This is a genomic window from Shewanella abyssi (assembly GCF_023284025.1).
Classification (GTDB): domain Bacteria; phylum Pseudomonadota; class Gammaproteobacteria; order Enterobacterales; family Shewanellaceae; genus Shewanella; species Shewanella abyssi.
The window spans coordinates 1-23,315 of the sequence record NZ_JAKIKR010000064.1; the positions used below are offsets into that span (position 1 = coordinate 1).

Below are 23,315 nucleotides of genomic sequence, written 5' to 3' on the forward strand. Positions count from 1 at the left end.
AGATATTGCAATAGATCACCAAAGTGCTGCGGCATGGCAAATAGGTTTATTGCAAAGCACTAACGTGTATTTGCCATTACAGCTTGGTATTCAGCAAGCGCAAACGAACCACTTTGCTTGGGTATCACCTGTTCTGTATCACCGAGCCACCTCAGTTAATTGGTTGAGCCTTTCAACTACAGAGAGTCGCTTGCAAGTGTCTTGGTGGTTAACAGCCTCTTACCAAAGTGACACCGCGATAACTCTTAAGAGTAACGATGTAGTTATTAGCATGCTCAATGTTGATTACGCATCAACGGACAGCGATGTTAATCATCATATAGCCCTTGCTTGGGGGCCACATAAAGCCAAGTGGGTTTGTTCAACCAAATATCAATCGCCCGAAGTTGGCTTATTGACTATGCGCTTTAGTGAGTCAGGGCTAGATAACACTCTGTCACCAATCACCTTAAGGTTTACAGCTTCAGATCAACACTGTTATTTCGATGATGGCGGTGGTCCCGTTGATACTAATCCACCGTTACCTTCAATAGATTTTAATATCCCAATTGAGCCGCAAATAAGAAGGAGTTACCTGATGCAGCCTCAAATTAGTTGTGTACGTATAAGTGATGGCTTGGCTGTAGTGCTCAAGTCGGTATCTATTTCTCAGTCACGTTCGCAGTGGACGAGTAGCGGTAATGTGTCGTTCTCATCCCGCATCGATGCAGAACGGGCCGCGAATGAACTGCTTAAAATCACTATTAATGGATATGACTTTTATCTTTGGTGCGAAGTGCCAAGTGAGAGTAAGGCTTTCGGGCAATCGCGCTATAGCGCATCGGGTAGAGGCCGTTTAGCGGAGTTATCTGCGCCGTATGTTAAAGCTAAAAACTACGTTAATACTCAAGCCCGCAGCTTTATGGGGGTGATGGCTGACATTATTGAAAACAGCGGCTGGACATTAGCGAGCAAAATTACCGATTATCCCGTGCCTGCCAATGCGTTTAGTTACGCGGCTAAAGCACCTGCAGAGGCGCTGAATATGATGGCAAAAGCTGTCGGTGCCATGCTGGATATAGACAGTGAAACCAAGACTATTACTTTGATCCCCCAATGGCCAACAGTACCTTGGGATGTTGATACTGCTATTCCAGATGTGATCTTACATGATGCAGTGATCCTCGATTTTAGCGAAAAGCGTGAAATTCGCCCAGATGCTAACGCGGTGTTTGTCCGTGGTGAGCAGCAAGGCGTTGCGGTTAAAGTTAAGCGTACTGGGAGCGCGGGTGATAACTTCGCCGCCGATATCGTCGACAAGCTGATCACCGATAACCAGGCAGCTAGAATGCGCGGCACTGCAGAACTGGCTAACGCAGGTAACAAGGTGCAAAACAGTATTCGAACGAAAGTGATGGCAGACCTACCACCAATGCGACCAGGTATGTTGATAGGTGTACGCAAGGGCTCTGAGGTATTTAAGTCTGTGTGCGATGCTTTTACTATTAGTGCTAGCGTGAATGACTCAACAGGTGCAGTGACTGTGAATCAGAGTGTTACCCTATTACGTAATGAGGTGGCAGCATGAGCAACATCTATCAGCGTTTAGCTAACTTAAACCCCAAGCCACAACGCGCAGTCGCGACAGTCGTATCAACCAGCAATGGCACCACAACCGTGCAGCACGCCGATGGCAGTTACCAGGTAGTATTAGGTGATTCAATCACTGAGGGAAAGGTCTACATCATCGACGGCCAAGTACAAGGTCAAGCCGCAGATTTACCGTTTACAGAGATTGAAATATAGACAACTAAATTTGTGATCGTTTATACAGCAAGGTTTTGATAAAGTGCCTGATAGGCAATTGCTTTGCTCAAGTGTGGCTAGATAAATGGATAGTTCAACTTTACGTTTGGAGTGACTTGCGGAGTGATAGTGAAAAAAATAGTATTTATGCAGTTAGTGTTATTGTTCTCATCTTTTACTTTTGCAGGTGATTTTAATATTGAGAGTTTCTCTCAGGAATTAGGAACAAATGTCTCGAGTTTGAAAGCTGTGGAGCAATTATCAAAGGTTAGACTGGAAAAAATGTGTAAGGAACATGGCTGTGCGGAGTTAGAAGAAGTATTTGATTCATGCCGAAATCATGGTCTATTTAACACATGTGTAATGACAAACTTCTATACTCAAGCGATGGTATTGGAGCTCTGTGATAATGATATTGCTTGCATGAAAAAGCATTATAGGAGCGAACAGAAATTTATTTCCTTTTATCAAGAAAAAGCCGCAGAGCCAGGCTTTGGTAGGCTTGCAGTAAATGTTTGCTCCCCGTTACATAAGTTCCATACAACAAATGAAAAACTTTTAGAGATAGAGGGAGAGCTAGGCATCGTTGAAGCATTTACTATTTTCTATGACTTTACAGCATACTTTGAATGTATTTCTGAAACATACAAAAAATCGGTACTAAAGTCTTTGAATTAGGCAGCCAAAGCATGAGAAATCCACCTAATCTCATGCGTCTCTATATTTACAAACTTTGTTACTTTGTCTGAATCCTCTCGAACGTTTTTTCTCAAACTGACCGACTGCAAACTAAAAATTCTAGATTGGGTGATCTCAAACTCAGTGAACTCAAGTCTCAAACCTCGCGACGCGCTACACCACTTTAAGTGGGCTTTTTTGTGTCTTTAATATAAAAACGGCTAATACCTTGGTCTAATTTAGCATTCGGGATATAAGTGAGCCTTACGTGCGCGTAAGGTTGTAAGTCTCAGTATTTTAATGGTTATTTACTTTTTCCCCTCAAGGTTTCCCTAAGCGTTAGACTAAGGTCGCGATTGTTGTTCGGCCCATGGTTGTTAGATTAAACCCTGACTTAATATAAAAATCAGCACAGGGGAGTCGCTATGAGTTTTGAAAGCAACGAGAAGGCAGAAGGTTATTGGCGCGAAAATTTACGCCTAGTACTCGGATTGTTAGCCATATGGGCAACAGTATCATTTGGGTGCGGTATTTTATTAGTAGATGTACTCAATGAGGTCCATTTCATGGGGTTCAAGTTGGGATTCTGGTTTGCACAACAGGGTGCTATGTATGTGTTTGTTGCGCTTATTTTTGTCTATGTCGCGAAAGCGAACGCGTTAGACAAAAAATATGATGTGCATGAAGACTAATTACAAAGAACTTATTTAAAGGAGCCATGAAATGGACGTACAAACACTAACTTATCTGATTGTAGGGGTTACTTTTGCCCTTTATATCGGTATTGCGATCTATTCGCGAGCCGGTTCGACTAAAGAATTTTATATTGCTGGTGGCGGTGTTCACCCTGTGATGAACGGTATGGCAACCGCAGCAGACTGGATGTCGGCTGCATCATTTATCTCGCTTGCCGGTATCGTGTCGTTTACCGGTTATGACGGTTCAGTATACTTAATGGGTTGGACGGGAGGCTATGTTCTGCTAGCGCTTTGTATGGCTCCTTACCTACGCAAGTTTGGTAAGTTTACCGTGCCAGACTTTATTGGTGACCGTTATTACTCACAAGCCGCACGTACTGTTGCGGTTGTCTGCGCCATCTTTATCTGTTTCACCTATATCGCCGGACAAATGCGTGGTGTGGGTGTTGTATTCTCAAGGTTCCTAGAGGTTGAAGTAGAAACCGGTGTTTATATTGGTATGGCAGTGGTGTTCTTCTACGCTGTTTTAGGTGGGATGAAAGGCATTACCTATACTCAGGTTGCGCAGTATTGTGTACTCATCTTTGCCTTCATGGTGCCGGCAATTTTCATCTCGGTGATGATGACGGGCCACATTTTCCCACAAATTGGCTTTGGCGCTGAGTTAATCGATGCCGCAGGCAATGGTACTGGAGTTTATCTTCTTGATAAGTTAGATGGTTTGTCAGCTGAACTCGGGTTCTCGCAATACACTGAAGGTTCAAAGAGCATGATTGATGTGTTCTTTATTACCGGCGCTTTGATGTTCGGTACCGCGGGTCTTCCCCACGTTATCGTACGTTTCTTTACCGTCCCTAGAGTAAAAGATGCGCGTATATCAGCGGGTTGGGCATTAGTCTTTATCGCTATTATGTACACCACAATTCCGGCATTAGCGGCATTCTCTCGTGTAAACATGATTGAAACCATCAATGGACCTGAGTCTACGGGTGTTGCCTATGAAACTGCTCCTGAATGGATTAAGAACTGGGAAAAAACAGGTCTAATTCAATGGGATGATAAGAACCAAGATGGCAAGATTTATTACGCTAAAGGTGCTGAAAGTGAAATGAAGATTGACCGCGATATCATGGTGCTCGCAACCCCTGAAATTGCTAATCTTCCAGCTTGGGTTATCGCGCTCGTTGCTGCGGGTGGTTTGGCTGCTGCGTTATCGACATCAGCGGGTCTGCTACTTGTTATCTCTACTTCGGTATCACATGACTTACTGAAGAAAAACTTAATGCCCGATATCTCTGATAAGAAAGAGTTATTGTACGCTCGAATAGCAGCGGCATTGGGTATTGTGATGGCGGGTTACTTTGGTATTAATCCACCCGGTTTTGTTGCTGCGGTGGTTGCGATAGCCTTTGGTCTGGCTGCATCGTCACTGTTCCCTGCAATCATCATGGGGATCTTCTCTAAGACGGTTAATAAGGAAGGCGCAATCTCAGGCATGGTACTTGGTCTATTATTCACCGCGTCTTATATTGTTTACTTCAAGTTTGTTAACCCTAGTGCCAACACCAGTGAGAATTGGTTCCTTGGGATATCGCCAGAAGGTATCGGTATGCTCGGTATGATGGTTAACTTTGCCGTCGCCTTCGGTGTCAGTAAGGTGACATCAGCGGTACCACAAGATGTAGTTGATATGGTTGAATCTATTCGTTTCCCTAAAGGTTCAGGTGAAGCACAAGATCACTAGTTCCTATGGTTAAGATGATTAAAAAGAGCGCATTAAGCGCTCTTTTTTTATGAATGATTTATTGTCACTGGCCTTTAGTCGAATAGTGCTGACAATGGAGTAAACGCTATAGTGGTCTTTGAAAATAGAGAATGTGAGTCAAGGAGTCGTTAAATGGATGCAAGTGAGTTACAACCCATCGTGCAGTTTCTACAACAAAGCGTACCCTTTGAGTCACTTGATGAGGCAACATTAGCGACTTGCTGCCGCTCATTAACGGTAGGCTACTACAGTAAAGCGTCAAGTTTTGTTCCTTTAGACCCGTCACATCCGCAGCTTTATATTGTTAGAAGCGGCGCCTTCGAAGTTAGGGATATCAGTGGAGAACTGTTAGATAGACTAGGTGAAGGCGATTATTTCGGCTTTCCGTCTTTGTTGTCTGGTGAGGAGGCGAGTAACCGAGTTGCCATTTTGGAAGATGGGTTGGTTTACCATTTACCCCCTGACATATTTAACCTACTGCGAACTAAAAGCCGCCAGTTCGATCGATTCTTTAATAAGGCGTTTGCCAAGCGTTTAAGGCATCAAGGTCGATTTAAAGCAAGAGAGTTGACAACCACGAGTCGTATTACCACATTGATGTCTCATTCTCCGTTAATGATCGATATGAAATCCTCCGTTGCTGATGCCGCCAAATTGATGAGAAAGTCCCGCGTATCTTCGCTACTGGTTATTGATAATAAAAAGCTTGTAGGTATTTTGACCGACAAAGATTTACGTAATCGCGTCTTGGCTGAAAATTTAGATGGCAAGCTGCCAGTGCATCAAGCAATGACAACAACCCCTATCACAATTGAATCAAACTCCTTAGTATTTGAAGCTATGCTGTTGATGAGTGAGCATAATATTCATCATCTGCCCGTAGTCGACAATGGCCAGACTCAAGGGGTGATTACCAGTACGGATATTTTACGCGGTCAGAGCTCCCAGCCCTTATTGTTAATTGGAGAAATAGAGCGGCAAAAAGATCTTCCTAGTTTGATTCTCGTCAGTAAGCAAATACCACTTCTCCTGCAAAACCTTATCAGCGCTGATGCACGAGCTGAGGAGATAGGACGAGTGCTAACCTCGGTAACCGATGCATTAACAAGGCGCCTTATTGTACTGAATCAGCAGATGTTGGGCGAAGCTCCTATGGCATTTTGTTGGCTAGCCTTTGGCTCTCAAGGCCGGCAAGACCAAGCTGCGTGTTCAGATCAAGATAATGGCCTGCTACTTGCTCACGAACCGGATGAGGCTGCGCAAGGATATTTTGAAGCCTTATCGAAAGCGGTTTGTGCTGGGCTCAATGAGTGTGGTTATGTTTATTGCCCTGGCGACATAATGGCGCAAAATCCTAAATGGAGAATGTCCCTCAATCGCTGGTGCGCTGTATTTGATAAGTGGGTTAATACACCCGATCCTAAGGCCTTGATGCACTGCAGTATATTTTTCGATATGCGTTCAGTGTTTGGACCACAATCTCTGTTCGATGGTTTACAAGATGAGGTCCTTAAAAACACCAAAGGCAATGATATTTTCCTCGCGGGTCTGACAGGTAATTCTTTAACGAGCACGCCGCCGCTAGGTTTTTTTAGACAATTTGTGTTGGAGCGCGATGGCACCGAGGTAAAAGGAATCGATCTAAAGCACAAAGGTAATGCATTGATTAATGATATTGCGCGGGTATATGCATTATCTGCTGGCATTAAAGAGGTCAATACCGCGAAACGAATTAGAGCCTTAATGGAACAAAATATCATAAACCGCAAAGATGCACTAAATCTTGCGGATGCCCATGAGTTTATTGCTCATATGCGGCTGTCTAATCAAGGTTATCAATATACGCATGCAAAGCCCGTGACTAACTATCTAATGCCGAAGGATCTATCGTCTTTAGTAAGGCATCAATTGAGAGATGCCTTTAAAGTAGTACACGACGGGCAGGTAGGACTTAAACTGAAAATGATGCGGAGTTACTAAATTTTTGAAGAGTATCTATCTTAAGAGTAAGTTGCGATGGCGTACTCTCAAAACGAGTAATAGGACTATTAAACACTATTACCGCTCAGTATTAGGCAACTTATCAAAACCCTTGTTGCAAATACCACTCATGGCTATTGATTTAGAAATGACTGGTTTGGACCCTAAATTTGACCAGATTTTAAGTATTGGTTTGGTTCCAATTCACAACGGTATGTTGCAACTTGGAAAAGCGCAGCACAAATTGGTGAGTATAGACGGCAGCGTTGGCGACAGTGCAGTAATACATGGCATTGTCGATAGGCAATTAGCAACAGCAATTTCAGCTAAAGAGGCCATGGTATGGTTCTTAAGTCAAACTCAGGGTCATGTATTAGTTGCGCATCATGCGCCGCTAGATATGTGTTTTCTTAAAGCTGAGATCCTCCGCAGCTTAGGTGAAAAAATGTCTTTCGTTGCGATTGATACCATGTCGTTAGAGCGAAGCCGCTTGCTGCGGCAACATGAAGTGCTTAAGGAAGGTTCGTTAAGGTTAGATGCGTGTCGACGCCGATATGGTCTGCCTGTTTATGCTGCGCATAATGCGACCGTTGATGCCTTGGCTTGCGGCGAGCTGCTGTTGGCACAAATGGTGGCAATTGCAGGTAAAGATGATTTGAATTTGTTTGATCTTCTTCGCTAAGCAAAGCCTCAATGGCGTATCTCCACTCTAGTTCAGGTTATTCAAACTGAGAAATGACAGCCCTTTGTTGCACTACCATTTCCCACCACTTAACTAACGCTGGTGTGATATTTTGTTGTCGATAGGGCTTTAATTTGAAATATGAATAATCTAAACGTAGTTTTGCTTACATATTTAGGCTTCTTCAATTAGTAACTGTTCTATAACTTATTAATATTAAGTGAATTGGATCTATAGGAACTTTTATGCCGTTACCGTTAGTTTGGTTAGGCACTGCAGCGATTGCTGCCGCTTTGATTGCTGATGAACGAGAAAAGCAAAAAGAGATTGCCAAAAAGCGTTTGCATGGCAATGCCGTAGCAGATCATACGACTGGGGCAAGTGCCGAACTGTCACCTAGCCTATGGCATACAGGCGACAAGAAAGTTGAGCTTGAACCCGGTTCGATCATCTGCTGCTTCGTGTTTGGGGTCATTGAGCATACGGGGATTTGGTTAGGGGATGACACCTTAGTGGAGTTACATGGCAGTGGTTTAATTCGCGCAGTTTCCACTCGGCGCTTTCTTGTTGGCAGAAGTGGCAGTCGGGTCTTTCAAGCCTGTAATCATCTTCATCAGCCGTTAGTGGGAGAGCAGATCATAGCACGAGCAAAACAAGCGATATTCACTTATAGAGAATACGATCTGTTAGACAATAACTGTCATCGATTTGTTTGGCATTGCTTAAGTGGCGAAGAGAAGGCCTTATCGAGCTTTAGTAAACTGAATAATGAGATTGGTTTGTACTTTAAAGAGGCTATCTATTGGGATGAAGCGATTATTTGAGACAAAAACACCGACGGGTCAGGTCGGTGTTTTTAAGCAATCTTTTAAGGCTAAGCTATTTACAGAAGTGCTTTACCGCTTTGCTAACCAATTCAATACCCGTTTTATCACAAGGTGGTAGCTCTGCATCACTAATATTAATCGGAGTGACTCTGTCGCCCCATTTGATTAACGCTGCCGCTGAGGTTAAGCCGGCACCAAATGCACAAGACAGTATTGTTTGATGTGGCTGAATTTTACCTTGTTCAAGAGCATCACAAATCGCAATCGGAATCGTAGCAGCTGAAGTATTGCCATAGTTAGCAATATTTTTAAATGCTTTTTCTTTGGGGATTTTCATGCGACTAATCAGCGTATCGATAATACGTTCATTGGCCTGATGAGGGATCACCCAATCGATATCTTCCTTATCGATACCACATTTTTCAAGAACCTTAGTACTTAAATTACCCATGCCAGCAATTGCACGTTTGAAGATCTCTTGACCGTTAAATTCGATATAAAAATCGAGTGAAGAGGCTTCAAATCTGTCCATTGCTGTACCAAAGCCAGCTTTAAGAATATCGCGGCCTGCAGGGTCATTATTAAGCTCGTAGCCTAAGACACCAATCGCTTCGTCAGTTGCTTCAAGCACGACAGCTCCAGCGCCATCACCAAATAAAACGGCTGTTTCCCGGCGTGACCAATCTAAGAAGAACGATAGTCTTTCAGCACCGATGACGAGGACTTTTTTACATTGGCCACTTTTGATCTGCGAACTAGCGAGACCGATTCCATAAAGAAAACCACTGCACGCTGCATTGATATCAAACGCTGCACAACTCGCACCCACATTGGCTTGCACCGTTGAAGCGATATTTGGGATCAATGTGTCAGGTGTAGCCGTTGCTAGAATAATCATATCTAGGTCGCTGCCTTCAATACCCGCGGCAGCAAGTGCTCTTTGAGCGGCAACAGAGGCAAGCTCAGAGGTATTTACATGACTAATATGACGTTGGCTAATTCCCGTACGAGGTTTTATCCACTCATCAGAAGTTTCAATAAATGTTGAAAGGTCATGGTTTGTTAGGGTAGCGGGCGGAACACACTTTCCCCAACCTGTAATCGTAGCGTACTGCATTAGGATATCTCTCAAAAATAAAAAGGCAGAACCTGGGGTCTGCCTTGTCAATCAGTATTAGTAAAGCTTAACAAGTCTTTTAGCACTCAACAGTGAGCTAGCCCTCTTGTTGAGCAACCAAAATTCTAATTGCTTCTGCAGCATGCAGGATGTGACTGCGTAACAACGCTACCGCGTTATCAACGTCACCTTGCCTACAATAGTCTAGCAATTCTCTATGATCTTGCTGTGCTTTAGGAATACCGCTCGCTAAAAAAAGCTGCAAGCGGACGTATCGGTCGCAGTTGGTATTAAGCCCATTGACGACTTCAATTGTATGGGGTTTGTCTGCAGCGCGGTATAGACAAGTATGGAATTGGGAATTTAACCCACTCCAGCTTTCAATTTGGTCTTTATCTTGAAAAGCAACATCAAGCGAGTCCAAAATACTCTCAGCTTCTGCGAGGTCTTCTTCAGTCATATTGGGGATTGCTTTTGCCAATAGATCTGACTCGATTAATGCTCTTAAGTCAAATAGTTCAGTGACTTGAACCGCCGACAAAGTCGTCGCAGTCGCGCCTTTATGAGCTTCAAACTTAACTAACCCTTCAGCTTCTAATTGCAGTAATGCCTCGCGCACTGGGATCCTGCTTACATTCATTTCATCGGCTAAGGCACTTTGGCGTAATGGCATACCCGCAGCGATCTCCCCTGAGAGGATTTTCTCCCTTAATACTTCGACGACAACTTGAGTGCGTGTTTTATGAACGATAGGCGTTATTCTGCTCATATATCCTGTTTTTATGTTAGTTATTCAAGATGATTTTCTAGATTACCGCTTAAATAAGCATAATGAAAGGGAAACAACTTGTTTCCCTGTACATATGTTGAAATATTTAGAATGTAATGATATTTGCTTGCTCTTGCCTTAACTTCTGTGGCAGGAGCGCTATAGGCATGTTTTGTATGCATAACGGTCGTTCGAAGCGAGACATTGCCTGGGTACCAACCGATGTTGTACGGCTATCAGTACTGGCCGGATATGGCCCGCCATGATTCATTGAGTGACAAACTTCAACACCGGTAGGCATTTGGTTGAATATTAAACGGCCTACATTATATGAGGCTGATTCAATTAACTGAGTTTGCTCTGCTAACTCAGAGTCTAGTCCATGAATAGACGCCGTTAACTGACCTTCCATCTGCTCAGCAATCAACTCCATCTGTGTTTGGTTATCACAAACAACAATGACCGCGAATGGTCCAAATACTTCTTGTTGCAGCTCATTTGAAGCTAAGTAAGCTTCAGCGGTGACTTTAATCGCAGCTGGGCGTGTAAAGTGGCTCGCCGGTGAGGATTTGCCCTGTGAAATCAGCTCCACAGCGTTATTATTAATAAGCGCTTCAACTTGTGATTGGTAGGTAGCTGCAATGCCTGCGGTTAACATGCTTGCGGCAGACTCAAGTGAGATTTTCTCGGCTACTGTGGCAAGATAACGATTGAGTGCTTCGCCTTTTATTGCCACCACTACGCCCGGGCTGGTACAAAACTGACCATGTCCCATCAACATTGATTGAACCTGAGTCGTAGCAAGACTTTCCGCTTGTTGTGTCAGTAGCTCACTAAGTAAGAACTGTGGGTTAGTTGAACCCAGTTCACCATAGAATGGGATCGGTTCGGCTCTTGCTGCGCAAAGATCTGCTAAAATTCGACCCACTTTAAGTGATCCGGTAAAGCCTACAGCTTTAATACCACTATGACTCACTAACAGCGTCGAAGATTCAGGCTCTGTTGACTGTATCAGGTTAAATACGCCGGCAGGCATTTGAGTTGTTTCGCTTGCTCGTGCGATTGCTTTACTCACAAGCTCGCTAGTCGCTGCGTGAGCAGGGTGTCCTTTTACAACGACACTGCAACCTGCGGCAAGTGCAGCAGCAGTATCACCACCGGCAGTAGAAAAAGCTAGCGGGAAGTTTGATGCCCCGAAAACCGCCACCGGCCCGATAGGTAAAGTACCTAGTCTAGTGTCAGGTTTTGGAAGAGGTTGTCTGTCTGGATTCGCAAGATCGACCAGTACATTTTCGATAGGGCTTCTTAATGTAGTTGCAAATAACTTTAGTTGTCCGCAGGTTCGGCCCGTTTCGCCTTGTAGACGAGCCATTGGCAAACCCGTTTCTACATGAGCTGTTTGTGTTATCGCAGCGATATCAGCTTGGATCTCTTCAGCTATGGCGTCTAAAAAGTCTGCACGATTTTCATTCGTTGTGCGTCTATAGGTAATGAAGGCTTGTTGTGCAGCGTTAACGGCAGCGTTAACATTGGCTGATGTTGCCGACGCGAATCGCCATTCAGTGACTTCATTTTGGACTGGGTTCATGCTGTTAAATTGCAGTGCATCGTCAGTCCAAACACCATTGATTAAGTGTTGGCCGCTAATTGTTACCGTTGTTAAATCTGTCATATTTTCTCCTGAGCTTACACGCTCAATCATTTAATTGTTGATTACACGACCTGGAAACCGAAAGCATAAGGGTCACTATCGTCAATGGTAATGGTGTTATTGCCAGTCATTCTGGCCCAGCCTTTAATGCTTGGCATAATGCCTTGGTATTCACCGACTTGAGCTGCAGATTCAATTTTGCCGACAAATTGGCTGCCGATAATGCTCTCGTGGGTATACTCTTCGCCGATTTGCAACTGTCCTTTTGCATATAGCTGGGCAAGTCTTGCACTTGTTCCAGTACCACATGGCGAACGGTCGATGGCTTTATCACCATAGAAGACTGCATTTGCACCATCGGAACCTGAAGAGATCGTATCGCCAGTCCAAAGCACATGTGTTACGCCACTTACCGTAGGATCATTTGGGTGGATGCAGCTTAGTTGTTCTTGAGCAACGGCTCTGACAATGGGGCTCCAGCGAAGAATGTCGGCTGCGCTCCAGTGACGTAATCCAGGAAAGTTTTCTTGCGGGTCAACAATAACGTAGTAGTTGCCGCCATAGGACACATCTACCTTAAGTGTCCCTAAGCCTGGAATATCTAAAATTTGGTCACGATGTGCAAGATATGCAGCAACGTTATATATCTTGACCCAATCAACTTTTTCATCCGTTTTTTGATAATCAATTTTTATCTGCCCAGCCGGGACATCGATGATGAGTTTCCCCGGTGTTTTTGCCGTCAATAATCCGGATTCAATTGCTGAGGTGACGGTGCCAATAGTGCCGTGCCCACACATGGGCAAGCAGCCACTGGTTTCAATAAATAATATAGAGGCGTCGGCGTTGTCTGAGCACGGAGGGTAGAGAAAGGCACCAGACATCATGTCGTGTCCACGGGGCTCAAACATAAGCCCTTTGCGGATCCAATCATATTCGCGAAGAAAGTGTTGTCTTTTCTCGCTCATGTTATTGCCAAGAAGATGGGGGTGACCGCTGGTCACCAGCCTTACTGGGTTACCGCCGGTGTGTCCATCAATGCAAAAAAAAGTGCCTTTCAGCATAAATATAGCTCCATTATTATTGTTAGTGTGCTGAGCCCTTTTGAAGAAAGGCTCAGCGCTTGGAGATATGACTTAGGTTTAGTCGATGTTGTACTTGTCTAGATTAATACGTGTTTTGAGCGCTTGTGCGATAACTTGTTCAACATAAGCACGTTCTTCACCTATTAACGGTAAACGTGGCAGGCGCACGTTTTCACTACCACGGCCTAAAATTTGCTCTGCAAACTTAATACACTGAACCAGCGTTGGAATAGTATCGAGTCTTAGCAAAGGCATGAACCAACGATAGATTTCACGGGCTTCTTCGATACGTCCAGCACGTGCAAGTTTATAGAGGGTGACAGATTCACGTGGGAATACGTTTGTAAGGCCAGAGATCCAACCTGTTGCACCAAGCAGTAAGCTTTCTAGAGCGATATCATCAACGCCACATAGAATACTGAAACGCTCACCAAAACGACTTTGCAATTCAGTTAAGCGGCGGGTATCAGTGGTCGATTCCTTGATGGCTACAATGTTATCTTCTTCTGCAAGAATTGCTGTCATCTCAAGATTAATGTCAATGCCATAACTCACAGGGTTGTTGTAGATCATGATTGGCAGTTTAGTTGCACGGGCAACCGTCTGGTAATGTGCAACGACTTCACGATCCGTGCCACGGTATACCATAGCAGGCAGTAGCATTAGACCATCAACGCCAAGTTTCTCTACATCTTGTGCATAAAGAGATGCGAGTTCTGCAGTATTTTCAGTACATCCGGTGAGTACTATAATACGGCCTTTAACGGTTTCTACAGTATGCTTGATGAACTCACGTTTTTCTTCTGGGCTTAGAGAAGCATTCTCTCCGATTGTGCCTAAAGCAATAATTCCGTCAATTCCATCTCTGATTAGATCTTCGAGCATGCGAGCATTTGACTCGTAATTGATCGAACCATCGTCATTAAATTGAGTTGAGATAGCGGGGAAAACACCTTGCCAATTTACATTCATATTAAGCCTCTATTACTACGTTTTACATTTGGAATTATGGTTTGTTATGGGATATTGTATACTCGAAATTACAAATTAAAAGACCCCAGCACGCGATTGGGAGTAACTAAATCACCCCTGCATTATTGTATACAATATGCAAAAAGATCAAGAGAAAACCTGAAAATGAGAAAAATAGAGATCAGTCCAGAGCTGGCAAGCACTTATACAGAATTCAAAACGATAGATGCACATACAGAAGGTGAGCCTCTTCGTATTATTGTCTCAGGCTACCCTGAAATAAAAGGCAAAACTATTTTAGAAAAACGCAAATATGTTACCGAAAATTACGATATGTACCGAAAACTGCTCATGCATGAGCCTCGTGGGCATGCAGATATGTATGGCGCGTTGATTACTGAAGCCGTAACACCGAACGCTGATTTTGGTGTGTTGTTTTTACATAATGAAGGTTACAGCTCGATGTGTGGTCATGGCATTCTCGCTTTAGTTAAAGTGATGTGTACAACGGGGGCTATTGAGTTAAATGATAGCGAAAGAGTGATAAAAATTGATGCGCCAGCGGGATTAATCACAGCTAAGGCCTATCGCGATCAACAAGGTAAAGTTCATGCTAGCTTTAAAAATGTTGATTCATGGGCTGAGTCGTTAGATTGCACTGTGATGGTGGATGGATTTGGTCTCGTGACCTATGATATTGGCTTTGGTGGTGCATATTATGCTTATGTAGACGCTGACGCCCATGGTATTTCATGTGGCCAAGAAAACGTGGCTCAATTAATCGATATAGGCAGGCGTATCAAGCTCGCTGTGATGGCTTCGCACCCCTTAGCACATCCTATCGAAGAGGATTTAAGTTTTCTTTATGGCATAATTTTTACTTCCGAAAAGGTCACTAATAGTGAGGCCCATTCACGCCACGTGTGTATTTTTGCTGATGGTGAAGTGGACCGTTCTCCAACTGGAACCGGGGTGGCTGGGCGTATTGCGCTGCTGTACGCAAAGGGGGAGGTTGAGTTAAATAGTCCATTAATGATTGAGAGTATTGTCGATGGCCGAATGATTGTTAGCGCAACGGCGACAACGCAGTTTCATGACAAACAAGCGGTGATCCCGGAAGTGTCTGGGCGCTCATATATTACCGGAGTTCATCAATTCTTTGTCGATCCTGATGATGTATTTCAACAAGGCTTTATGTTGCGTTAATTGTCACTGCCATTAGTCATGATTAATAATCATTACTCGTTATTAATAGATAGACATTCAGATAACCGAACATGGTAAAAGAGAGGCATTATGAGTCAGAACACAGCAAGCTCTACTAACGGCAGCGTGACTATTGTTGGCGCTGGGATCGTTGGTCTAGCAACAGGTGTTGAATTGCTTCGAGCCGGGCATAAAGTTCGGATTATAGATAAAGAAGGGGTCGGCGCCGGTGCATCTAAAGGCAATGCAGGCCATTTTGCCACCGAGCAGGTTTTTCCTCTAGCCGATCCGGCAATGTTAGCTAAATTACCAGGTATGTTGCTAGATCCACTAGGGCCATTTCGTATTCAACCAAGTTATTTTTTAAAAGCTGTACCTTGGTTTATGCAATTTCTCATCAATATGCTTCCAGGCAGAAGGGCACATAATTTTCAGGCGATTAAACGATTAAACCAAAGTTCGATTGAGGCACTGATAGAACTGACTGCGTTTTGTGATTGCTCTGAATTAATGATACTCAATGGTAGCTTGCTGGTATTTGAAGGCACCCCCATTGAGGAAGTCACTAAAGAGTGTAACCGCTACTCCGATGCTGGCGTAAAAGTAAGAATACTGTCAGGAGATGAAGTTAGGCAATTAGAGCCCAGCTTGAGTGATGGCATTAGTCATGCTTTGTATTTTACCCATGTCGGTCATACCAGCGATCCTTATAAACTGTGCCAGGCGTTTGCAGACAAGTTTGTTGCGTTAGGTGGAGAGATATTAACCGATGAGCTGTTGTCTATCGACAATTCATTAGTGGATGAAACCATCGTCGCTATGCATTTGGCCTCTGGTGAAAAAATTGTCTCTGATAAAGTGTTGATAGCCTCTGGAGCCTGGTCTAAACCTTTTGCAAAGCATCTAGGTCATAATGTGCCACTTGAAACAGAGCGTGGCTACCATCTGATGATGCCGCAAAAAAGCGGTCTGTCACGACCGGTAGCTTCTTATAATCGCAAATTTATCATCACCCCTATGCTTGATGGTACGCGTCTCGCGGGTACAGTTGAATTTGGAGGATTAAAAACGCCATTGGTCGAGGCTCGCGCTGACTGTTTATTTCCTCATGGGAAAGCTTTACTGCCTAAACTATTTGCCGATGCTAAAGTGACTGATGGTGAGCGCTGGATGGGATTTAGGCCATCAATGCCTGATAGCCTTCCGGTACTTGGGCGCAGTAATAAACAAAAGAACGTTTTCTTTTCGTTTGGTCACCAACACTTAGGGCTGACTTGGTCAGGCATTACGGCCAAGTTAGTCAGTCAAGAAATGTCAGGCAAGCAGACTACAATTGATCTGAGTGATTATCGTATCGACAGGTTTAGCTAGGTCTGCTTACATCTAGCATCGAAAGTCAGGTGTTTTTCAATAAAATTTGCTCGCCTTCGTATGAAGGCGAGTTACATTTTCTCCTTGGTTCATTTTGTTTTGGTCGTTATTTTTTATTCCGACAGATCTTTTGAGCTGGAATCCAGTGTTTTTTTCTGTTTGCTTGTGTGTTTGAAGGCAGTAGCTTCAGATGTGTTTAACGTCTGTCCGGCGGGAGTGTGCACTCTTTATTTTTAGAAGGTTCTGCGAGACGCTGGCTCTTGATTTCATAAGAATCAGTCCCTATACGCTCTACGATTTCAAACAACTTCCATGTTTAACTGCCAGTTCAGCTTCCATTTTTCTCGTTCATGGGCTTATGGCTTTGCTATATTCACCCTATCTCTTATTCGGTGAGTATCACTTCGCGATACCTCACCCTGAAATCGAAGCTCGCAGCCGCATCCACACTGGGTGGCTTTGTTTCTTTCTCCTTTTAGTGTAGTACATAGGCTTCGCCCACAATTAAGCCTAATTGCAGATACAACCACATGGGGTTATGAGAAGTAGATAGATGCCGAAATAGGTAAAGACTCATGTTAATACCTTAACTTTGGCTGTTATTTCTGAGAAATAGCAACATTTCAGCTGGCCCAAATGCAGCGGCGTAAAATTAACAAACCATTGATTAGAGTTTTATTATCTCAATTGAATTCAATAGGCTATCGCTATTTTTGAATTCTGTCTTAAACTTGCTTACATCAAAAAATATGTTTATTCTGCTATGACTTATTGTCGATATGGATATCTATGAACAAATTTGTTTTTCAGCCAGACTCTCAAGTTTCTGATGCCATTAACCAGCAAGTTGTCAAACGGCTTTGGCATATTCTCGTTGTCGATGATGACAAAGCTGTCCATGATGTGACTCATTTGATATTGGCTGATTTAGAGGTCTTAGGCCGGAAAATTCAACTTCACAGTGCCTATTCCGCAGCACAAGCTAAGTCTTTACTCGAGTCTGAGATTTCATTCGCGATGACTTTTGTTGATGTCGTGATGGAAAGTGATGACGCTGGTTTACAATTAGTAACCTGGATCAGAGAGGTGTTAAAAAACATCAGTATCCGGATTGTTTTACGCACCGGGCAAGCGGGATTAGCGCCCGAGGAGCAGGTGATCAGCCAGTACGATATCAATGATTACAAAACCAAGACAGAACTTACGGCAACCAAGATGATCACTTCAGTCTATGCTGGTATTCGTGGCTTCCGTGATATTAAGACGATCTTAAAAAGCCAAAATGCCTTTCAGCGGTTGATCACATCATCCACCAATGTCCTAAAAGTTACCCAATTAGCAGATTTCGCCACTGCGGCTCTCAATAATTTATTAACCTTAATGAAGTTAGAGAGTTCAGCTGTTTACATCGTCAGGCAGGAAACTGATTTTTATGATGACTGCCAAGAGACATATTTGGCGTGCACCGGCCGATTTGGCGAAACACCCCAAAGCTTAGATAGCATCCCCGCTAATGTAAACGATAAGATCCAGCAAGCATTTGCGAATAAAGATAGCAAGTTTAATCAGGAACATTTTATTGGTTTCTATCAGGCGTCTGCAGAGGCATCGAGTGTACTTTATATCGAGTTTGATTATGCTCCGACACACTTTAAAAGGAGCTTGATGGAGATGTATGCTACCAATATTGCGCTGACTCTGGAAAGCTTGGTTCAGCAGCAACAAACTCATAAGAGTCAGCGCGAACTCCTCTATATCGTAGGTGATGCCATTGAGGCCCGGAGTAAAGAAACGGGTTTACACGTAAAGCGTGTATCTTTGATGTGCGAACTGCTTGCCATTTCTCTGGGTTTATCTCATTCATTTGTTCAAGCGCTGAAAGTGGCTGCACCACTGCACGATATTGGCAAGGTTGCCATTCCCGATAGTATTTTACATAAGCAGGGACCCTTGGATCCAGATGAGTGGGAGTTGATGAAGAGCCATGCCGCTGTTGGCGGTACGCTGTTGGATAAGTCAGATTTACCGGTTGCCAGATTAGGTTCTCGACTGGCGCGTTATCACCATGAAAATTGGGATGGCAGTGGTTATCCTGAAGGCTTGAGCAATACTAATATCCCGATTGAAGCACGTATTATGGCAATTATCGATGTGATAGATGCATTGGGATCGAGCCGAAGTTATAAGGATGCCTGGTCGAACCAACAAATTCTGGCTTATATCAAGGAGCAGAGAGGAAAAAAGTTTGAACCCCTTCTGGTCGATAAAGTCATAGGAAATTTCGATGCATTGATGCAGATCAGACAAGAATATCCAGATTAGGAAATACTGATGGAACAGCATGTTAAGCACATAATTGAAGGTGTATCTAATGCTTATGGCCTGGATTTTTTTGAAAAGCTAACTTTAAAACTCGATCAGGTCATCGGTGCCGATTTTACTTTTATTGCTCAAATTGATGAGAAGAAGCACAGATCTAAAACGATTACCTATGTTGAAAATGGGAAGTTAGCCAACAATTTAACTTATTCGTTAACCGATACCCCATGCGCCGATGTGGCCAGTAATAGCGTGTGTTGTTTTCCCCGTAATGTGTGCTCGCTTTATCCCGACGATCATTTTTTAATCGACTTAGAGATAGAGGCTTATGTAGGGACGCCACTGCATGACTCCAAAGGGAAGGTCATGGGCATCATTGTGGCCTTATACAAGGCGCCAATTATCAAACAAGAGTCAGTAATTACTCTTTTCAAAATTTTTTCGGGACGTGTCGCTGCTGAGATGGAACGACTAGAATATGAAAGGTCACTGCAAAGGCTCAACGATAGTTTAGATCTAAAAGTTCAGCAGCGTACCGAAGACTTGTCGAAAGTCATCACCCAGTTAAGACAGACTCAGGAACAGTTGGTCGAAGCCGATAAAATGGCGGCGTTAGGCAAGTTGATTGCCGGCGTCGCACATGAAGTTAATACACCGCTTGGATTAACTATTACCACTCATAGCATGATGGAGCTTGAGTTAAGCCGTCTCGATAAAAAAATAGCCCAAGATCAATTATCAGTCGATGATATGAATCAATATCTGAGTAAGACAGGTCAGGCGTTACGGCTTCAAGGGGAGATGTTAATAAGGGCTAAAAAATTGATTGAATCTTTTAAACGGATGGCAGCCGAACAACACTATCTTGAAGTAGAAACAATCAATATTAAAGACTATTACCAGCAGCTGTTAACAACGCTGGAGCCATTATGTCGACCCAAAGATGTGAAAGTTATCCTTTCGAGCGCAGAGGATATTTTTATCAAGACATTACCGGGTTTACATGCACAAATTATCACAAACCTGGTCAATAACAGCATACTTCACGGTTTTAGCAGTATGCGGGATAATATCATTACCATAGAGATAAATCAGATCGCAGCGGATGAGATAGAGGTCGATTTTTTCGATAATGGTTTAGGGCTCTCCGCTAAAAGTGCCGAACATCTTTTTGAACCATTTTATACAACGGCTCGGGACAAGGGAGGGACCGGATTAGGGTTGTCAATTGTATATAACCTTATTGTGCAGCGGCTACATGGGGCGATAAAGGTTAAACCGAGTCAAACAGGGCTGCATCTGGTTTATAGGTTCAAGGCCGATAATCCACCATTAGTTGAGAAATCACGCCCTGAACCTCAAGTCTCAACACCTTGTTGAGTATCATGCAGCTTCTTATCTGACGCCAAGCTTTAGCCAGTGATTCCTGTCGTTATTTCCCAAGAACAGACGCTCTGGAAATGTGCAATTATATTTGAGGATAATAAATGGAGGCTTGAAATAGGCAAGCCTCCTGCAGTGGGTGAGAGATTAATTAAGCATCATGGCTTGGATCGCTTCAACTGTTCTGGGCACATCGGCTGATAGGTTCTCAAAACCGTTTGCTGTGACCAAAATATCGTCCTCGATACGGATCCCCATACCGCGATATGCCTCTGGTACATCGAGTGCATCTTCGGGAATGTATATACCTGGCTCGATAGTGAAAACCATGCCCGCTTCCAACATACGCCAATTACCGTCATCATCGTGATAAGGACCTACATCGTGTACATCCATGCCAAGCCAGTGACCGGTCTTGTGCACAGTAAAGCGCTTATAACTTTCAGTTGTCATAATCTCTTCAATCGAGCCGGATAATAATCCCAGTTCTTTGAGGCCCTGTGCCATTACCTGCATACAGGTATTATGGAGGCTATTCCACATTGCCCCTGGACGCACCTTATCTATGGCTTGATCTAATGCACTTAACACCAGTTGGTAAATCGCTTTTTGCTCAGGGGTAAAACGGCCGTTGACTGGATAGCTACGGGTGATGTCGGAAGCATAGTGCTCAAACTCACCGCCAGCATCGATAAGTAGCATCTGGCCGTCCTCCAGCTCATTGCAATTATCTTCATAATGGAGGCAACAGGCATTATTACCGCCAGCCACAATATTGGGGTAGGCGACGTCGTTACAGCCATACTTAGCGATAGTGAAGTCGAATAGTGAGGATAACTGACGCTCATTGATACCAGCATGGCATGCCTGCATCACCGCTTTATGCCCCGCGGTCGATGCAGCCACTGCGCTACGGATTGTGGTTATCTCAGCGTGATTTTTTACCACTCGTCTTGGATGTAACACTTCGGCCAGCGGTTTGATTGAGGTGAAATTTTTTGGAGTGTCAAATGATGAATTGATTCTATGATGATTTGCCCAGTTGATTAGTGATGATGAAAAACGGCCTAGCTCATCACTTATATAGAGTATTTTAATGTTTTGCAGCAGGGGTAATAAGGTTTGTTCAAACAACTCGTTCGGAAAGGCTCTGTCCGCACCATAATGTTCAACAGCGCCTTCAACACCAGCACGTGCGCCAAAGCTCACTTCCTGAGCAGGATCTTTAGGGCGACTGAATAGCAGATACTCGCTGACTTCGCGTTTGACCAAGATGGCGATTGCGTCTGGCTCGTTGAAGCCGGTCAAATAGAGAAAGTCATTATCCTGCCTGAAGTGATACTTGATATTTTTACTGCGGACTTTTTGCTGATAGCCCGCAAGGATCACTAAACTGTTATCGGGCAGTTGTTCAATTAACTCTGCTCGTCTGTGGCGATAGATATTATCCATATTGTATTCTTCTTCGCATCGGCGTGTATATTATATTCATTACACGATATTAGGCAGTTTATAGCAAGTTCACGGTGCATTTTTGTTTAATGAATGAAATAATAACGCCATTAGTGATGAGAGAGACAGTATTGTGAAGCGAGCGGTATTTTTAGACAGAGATGGTGTCATTAACATAGATCATGGTTATGTCCATAAAGTAGATGATTTTGAATATGTTGAAGGCGTGTTTGAAGCCTGTGTAGCGCTAAAAGATGCAGGCTTTCTGCTTGCGGTGGTGACTAATCAGTCTGGTATTGCCCGTGGCTTATATACTGAAGATCAGTTTCACACATTAACAGAGTGGATGGATTGGAACTTTGTTGACAAAGGTGTTGAACTGGATGGTATCTATTACTGCCCCCATCATGCCGAAAAAGGCCTTGGTGAGTATAAAGTTGACTGTGATTGCCGCAAGCCAAAACCTGGAATGCTAAATACCGCAGCACAGTTTCTAAAGATTGATTTAAGTCAGTCGGTGATGGTGGGTGATAAAAGAGATGATATGTTGGCGGCTAAAGCTGCTGGAGTTCCTACACGTATATTAGTGCGCACTGGGAAATCAGTCACTGATGAAGCTATAGCAGCAGCTACAGTGGTGTTAGATTCAATTGCTGATGTGCCAGCTTACCTAGCGGCTAACGAGTGAAAACCTGATCTCTATATGTTTGACTATAACAAAGGGTCTTTTAGTGCTTTTTTTGTGCGTATTGTTTGAGAACTATTCGCTTAATTAAATTGTTCCATTTTTATTAGCAAACCCTCTTGTGCTCTTGCTCGATTTGCCTATAATGCGCATCCACTGACACGGCACAGCAGGCCACTCGCTCTTAGCAAACGCTAGGGTGTACGGGACTTGCAGCAGTGTTAGAGAGTTTACTTCCTTAGGGAAAGAGACTCAGGTGACAAGTGCTTTAAGGGCTTCGGGTTTTGCTTCTTTTCACGAGAGTGATTAAGAAATCATCGCTTGAAAAACTTATCAAAATAAGCCCTTGACGCTGACACTGGAGAGTGTAAGATACGCCTCCTCAAGCCAACGACCTAGCGTCTTAGGCTGCTAACTGAAAGATTGATTCTTTTAGGATTAGCACCGCTCTTTAACAATATGACAAGCAAATCTGTGTGGGCACTCACAGGTGTTGAGTTATTCGAAATTGCCTTCTGTTCTTCGGAATGTCGGCAATCAAAAAATATTAACTCAACGAATACTCTTTTATTAGAGTAACTGGAGTGACCATAGCAACTTTGGTTTCTACTTTCTTACTCTCACGAGCAAGCAAAGTAAATTCAAAGAAGCAAAATATGTAAGCTTCATTAACCTTCTCCGTATAGAGAGTGGTTGGTGAAAACAGTAATTTGATTTCACTTTTTAAAGTGGAGGCAAAAGATTCATTGAGCCGATGCCATTGCCGAAAGGTGATGCATCAAAAAACTTTAATTGAAGAGTTTGATCATGGCTCAGATTGAACGCTGGCGGCAGGCCTAACACATGCAAGTCGAGCGGAAACAGGAAAGTAGCTTGCTACTTTTGCTGTC

Annotated in this window: 19 protein-coding genes and 1 rRNA gene; 14 read left to right on the plus strand and 6 right to left on the minus strand. The window is 43.6% G+C overall.

The genetic code is table 11. The features are described from left to right. The 8 genes from L2755_RS19475 to L2755_RS19510 all read left to right on the plus strand — a co-directional run. Positions 1 to 1,567 (plus strand): hypothetical protein (locus tag L2755_RS19475; protein ID WP_248982342.1); only part of this gene is annotated, 1,567 nt, incomplete at its 5' end. Beyond that, the gene (locus tag L2755_RS19480; protein WP_248982343.1) at positions 1,564 to 1,785 is read left to right on the plus strand and encodes a hypothetical protein; all 222 of its coding nucleotides are present in this window, start codon (positions 1,564 to 1,566) and stop codon (positions 1,783 to 1,785) included. The genes L2755_RS19475 and L2755_RS19480, both read left to right, overlap by 4 nt. 129 nt (positions 1,786 to 1,914) lie before the next feature. Next, positions 1,915 to 2,463 carry a hypothetical protein gene (locus L2755_RS19485; RefSeq protein ID WP_248982344.1) on the plus strand — a complete coding sequence of 183 codons (549 nt, stop codon included), beginning with the start codon at positions 1,915 to 1,917 and terminating at the stop codon, positions 2,461 to 2,463. A gap of 425 nt (positions 2,464 to 2,888) precedes the next feature. Beyond that, positions 2,889 to 3,155, plus strand: a complete 267-nt coding sequence (locus tag L2755_RS19490) for a DUF4212 domain-containing protein (RefSeq protein ID WP_248982345.1) — start codon at positions 2,889 to 2,891, stop codon at positions 3,153 to 3,155. Between the two features lie 31 nt (positions 3,156 to 3,186). Beyond that, complete coding sequence (locus L2755_RS19495) at positions 3,187 to 4,905, plus strand: sodium:solute symporter family protein (RefSeq protein WP_248982346.1); 1,719 nt, start codon at positions 3,187 to 3,189, stop codon at positions 4,903 to 4,905. Positions 4,906 to 5,058: 153 nt separating this feature from the next. Continuing rightward, on the plus strand, positions 5,059 to 6,906 hold the full coding sequence (locus L2755_RS19500; RefSeq protein WP_248982347.1) for a DUF294 nucleotidyltransferase-like domain-containing protein: 1,848 nt from the start codon (positions 5,059 to 5,061) through the stop codon (positions 6,904 to 6,906). Positions 6,907 to 6,910: 4 nt separating this feature from the next. Beyond that, positions 6,911 to 7,588: an exonuclease domain-containing protein gene (locus tag L2755_RS19505; RefSeq protein ID WP_248982348.1), complete on the plus strand. Its 678-nt coding sequence runs from the start codon at positions 6,911 to 6,913 to the stop codon at positions 7,586 to 7,588. A 245-nt stretch (positions 7,589 to 7,833) separates the two neighbouring features. After that, the gene (locus tag L2755_RS19510) at positions 7,834 to 8,412 is read left to right on the plus strand and encodes a lecithin retinol acyltransferase family protein (RefSeq protein WP_248982349.1); all 579 of its coding nucleotides are present in this window, start codon (positions 7,834 to 7,836) and stop codon (positions 8,410 to 8,412) included. Between the two features lie 55 nt (positions 8,413 to 8,467). Here the strand turns inward: L2755_RS19510 and L2755_RS19515 are convergent, their stop codons facing one another. From L2755_RS19515 to L2755_RS19535, 5 genes are all read right to left on the minus strand, one after another. Further along, positions 8,468 to 9,532 carry a ketoacyl-ACP synthase III gene (locus L2755_RS19515; RefSeq protein WP_248982350.1) on the minus strand — a complete coding sequence of 355 codons (1,065 nt, stop codon included), beginning with the start codon at positions 9,530 to 9,532 and terminating at the stop codon, positions 8,468 to 8,470. A 97-nt stretch (positions 9,533 to 9,629) separates the two neighbouring features. Then, complete coding sequence (locus L2755_RS19520) at positions 9,630 to 10,301, minus strand: GntR family transcriptional regulator (RefSeq protein ID WP_248982351.1); 672 nt, start codon at positions 10,299 to 10,301, stop codon at positions 9,630 to 9,632. Between the two features lie 106 nt (positions 10,302 to 10,407). Beyond that, a complete protein-coding gene (locus L2755_RS19525; RefSeq protein ID WP_248982352.1) occupies positions 10,408 to 11,973 on the minus strand; it encodes an aldehyde dehydrogenase (NADP(+)) in 1,566 nt (521 codons plus the stop codon). Positions 11,974 to 12,014: 41 nt separating this feature from the next. Further along, the gene (locus L2755_RS19530) at positions 12,015 to 13,016 is read right to left on the minus strand and encodes a 4-hydroxyproline epimerase (RefSeq protein WP_248982353.1); all 1,002 of its coding nucleotides are present in this window, start codon (positions 13,014 to 13,016) and stop codon (positions 12,015 to 12,017) included. Positions 13,017 to 13,094: 78 nt separating this feature from the next. Further along, positions 13,095 to 14,009 carry a dihydrodipicolinate synthase family protein gene (locus L2755_RS19535; protein ID WP_248982354.1) on the minus strand — a complete coding sequence of 305 codons (915 nt, stop codon included), beginning with the start codon at positions 14,007 to 14,009 and terminating at the stop codon, positions 13,095 to 13,097. Between the two features lie 165 nt (positions 14,010 to 14,174). On the opposite strand from L2755_RS19535, the gene L2755_RS19540 reads away from it, so the two are divergent. The 4 genes from L2755_RS19540 to L2755_RS19555 all read left to right on the plus strand — a co-directional run bounded on the left by L2755_RS19540 (position 14,175) and on the right by L2755_RS19555 (position 20,285). Further along, positions 14,175 to 15,215: a proline racemase family protein gene (locus L2755_RS19540; RefSeq protein WP_248982355.1), complete on the plus strand. Its 1,041-nt coding sequence runs from the start codon at positions 14,175 to 14,177 to the stop codon at positions 15,213 to 15,215. Positions 15,216 to 15,305: 90 nt separating this feature from the next. Beyond that, positions 15,306 to 16,586 carry an NAD(P)/FAD-dependent oxidoreductase gene (locus L2755_RS19545; protein ID WP_248982356.1) on the plus strand — a complete coding sequence of 427 codons (1,281 nt, stop codon included), beginning with the start codon at positions 15,306 to 15,308 and terminating at the stop codon, positions 16,584 to 16,586. Positions 16,587 to 17,375: 789 nt separating this feature from the next. Then, positions 17,376 to 18,908 carry an HD domain-containing phosphohydrolase gene (locus L2755_RS19550; protein ID WP_248982357.1) on the plus strand — a complete coding sequence of 511 codons (1,533 nt, stop codon included), beginning with the start codon at positions 17,376 to 17,378 and terminating at the stop codon, positions 18,906 to 18,908. Positions 18,909 to 18,917: 9 nt separating this feature from the next. Continuing rightward, a complete protein-coding gene (locus L2755_RS19555) occupies positions 18,918 to 20,285 on the plus strand; it encodes a sensor histidine kinase (protein WP_248982358.1) in 1,368 nt (455 codons plus the stop codon). Between the two features lie 150 nt (positions 20,286 to 20,435). Here the strand turns inward: L2755_RS19555 and L2755_RS19560 are convergent, their stop codons facing one another. Beyond that, complete coding sequence (locus tag L2755_RS19560; protein ID WP_248982359.1) at positions 20,436 to 21,740, minus strand: aminopeptidase P N-terminal domain-containing protein; 1,305 nt, start codon at positions 21,738 to 21,740, stop codon at positions 20,436 to 20,438. Between the two features lie 133 nt (positions 21,741 to 21,873). Here L2755_RS19560 and gmhB point away from each other — a divergent pair, with 133 nt between their 5' ends. Together gmhB and L2755_RS19570 are read left to right on the plus strand one after the other, a co-directional pair. Continuing rightward, on the plus strand, positions 21,874 to 22,428 hold the full coding sequence (gene gmhB, locus L2755_RS19565) for a D-glycero-beta-D-manno-heptose 1,7-bisphosphate 7-phosphatase (protein ID WP_248982360.1): 555 nt from the start codon (positions 21,874 to 21,876) through the stop codon (positions 22,426 to 22,428). A gap of 786 nt (positions 22,429 to 23,214) precedes the next feature. Further along, positions 23,215 to 23,315: ribosomal RNA gene (locus L2755_RS19570) — 16S ribosomal RNA — on the plus strand; the annotation flags it as partial.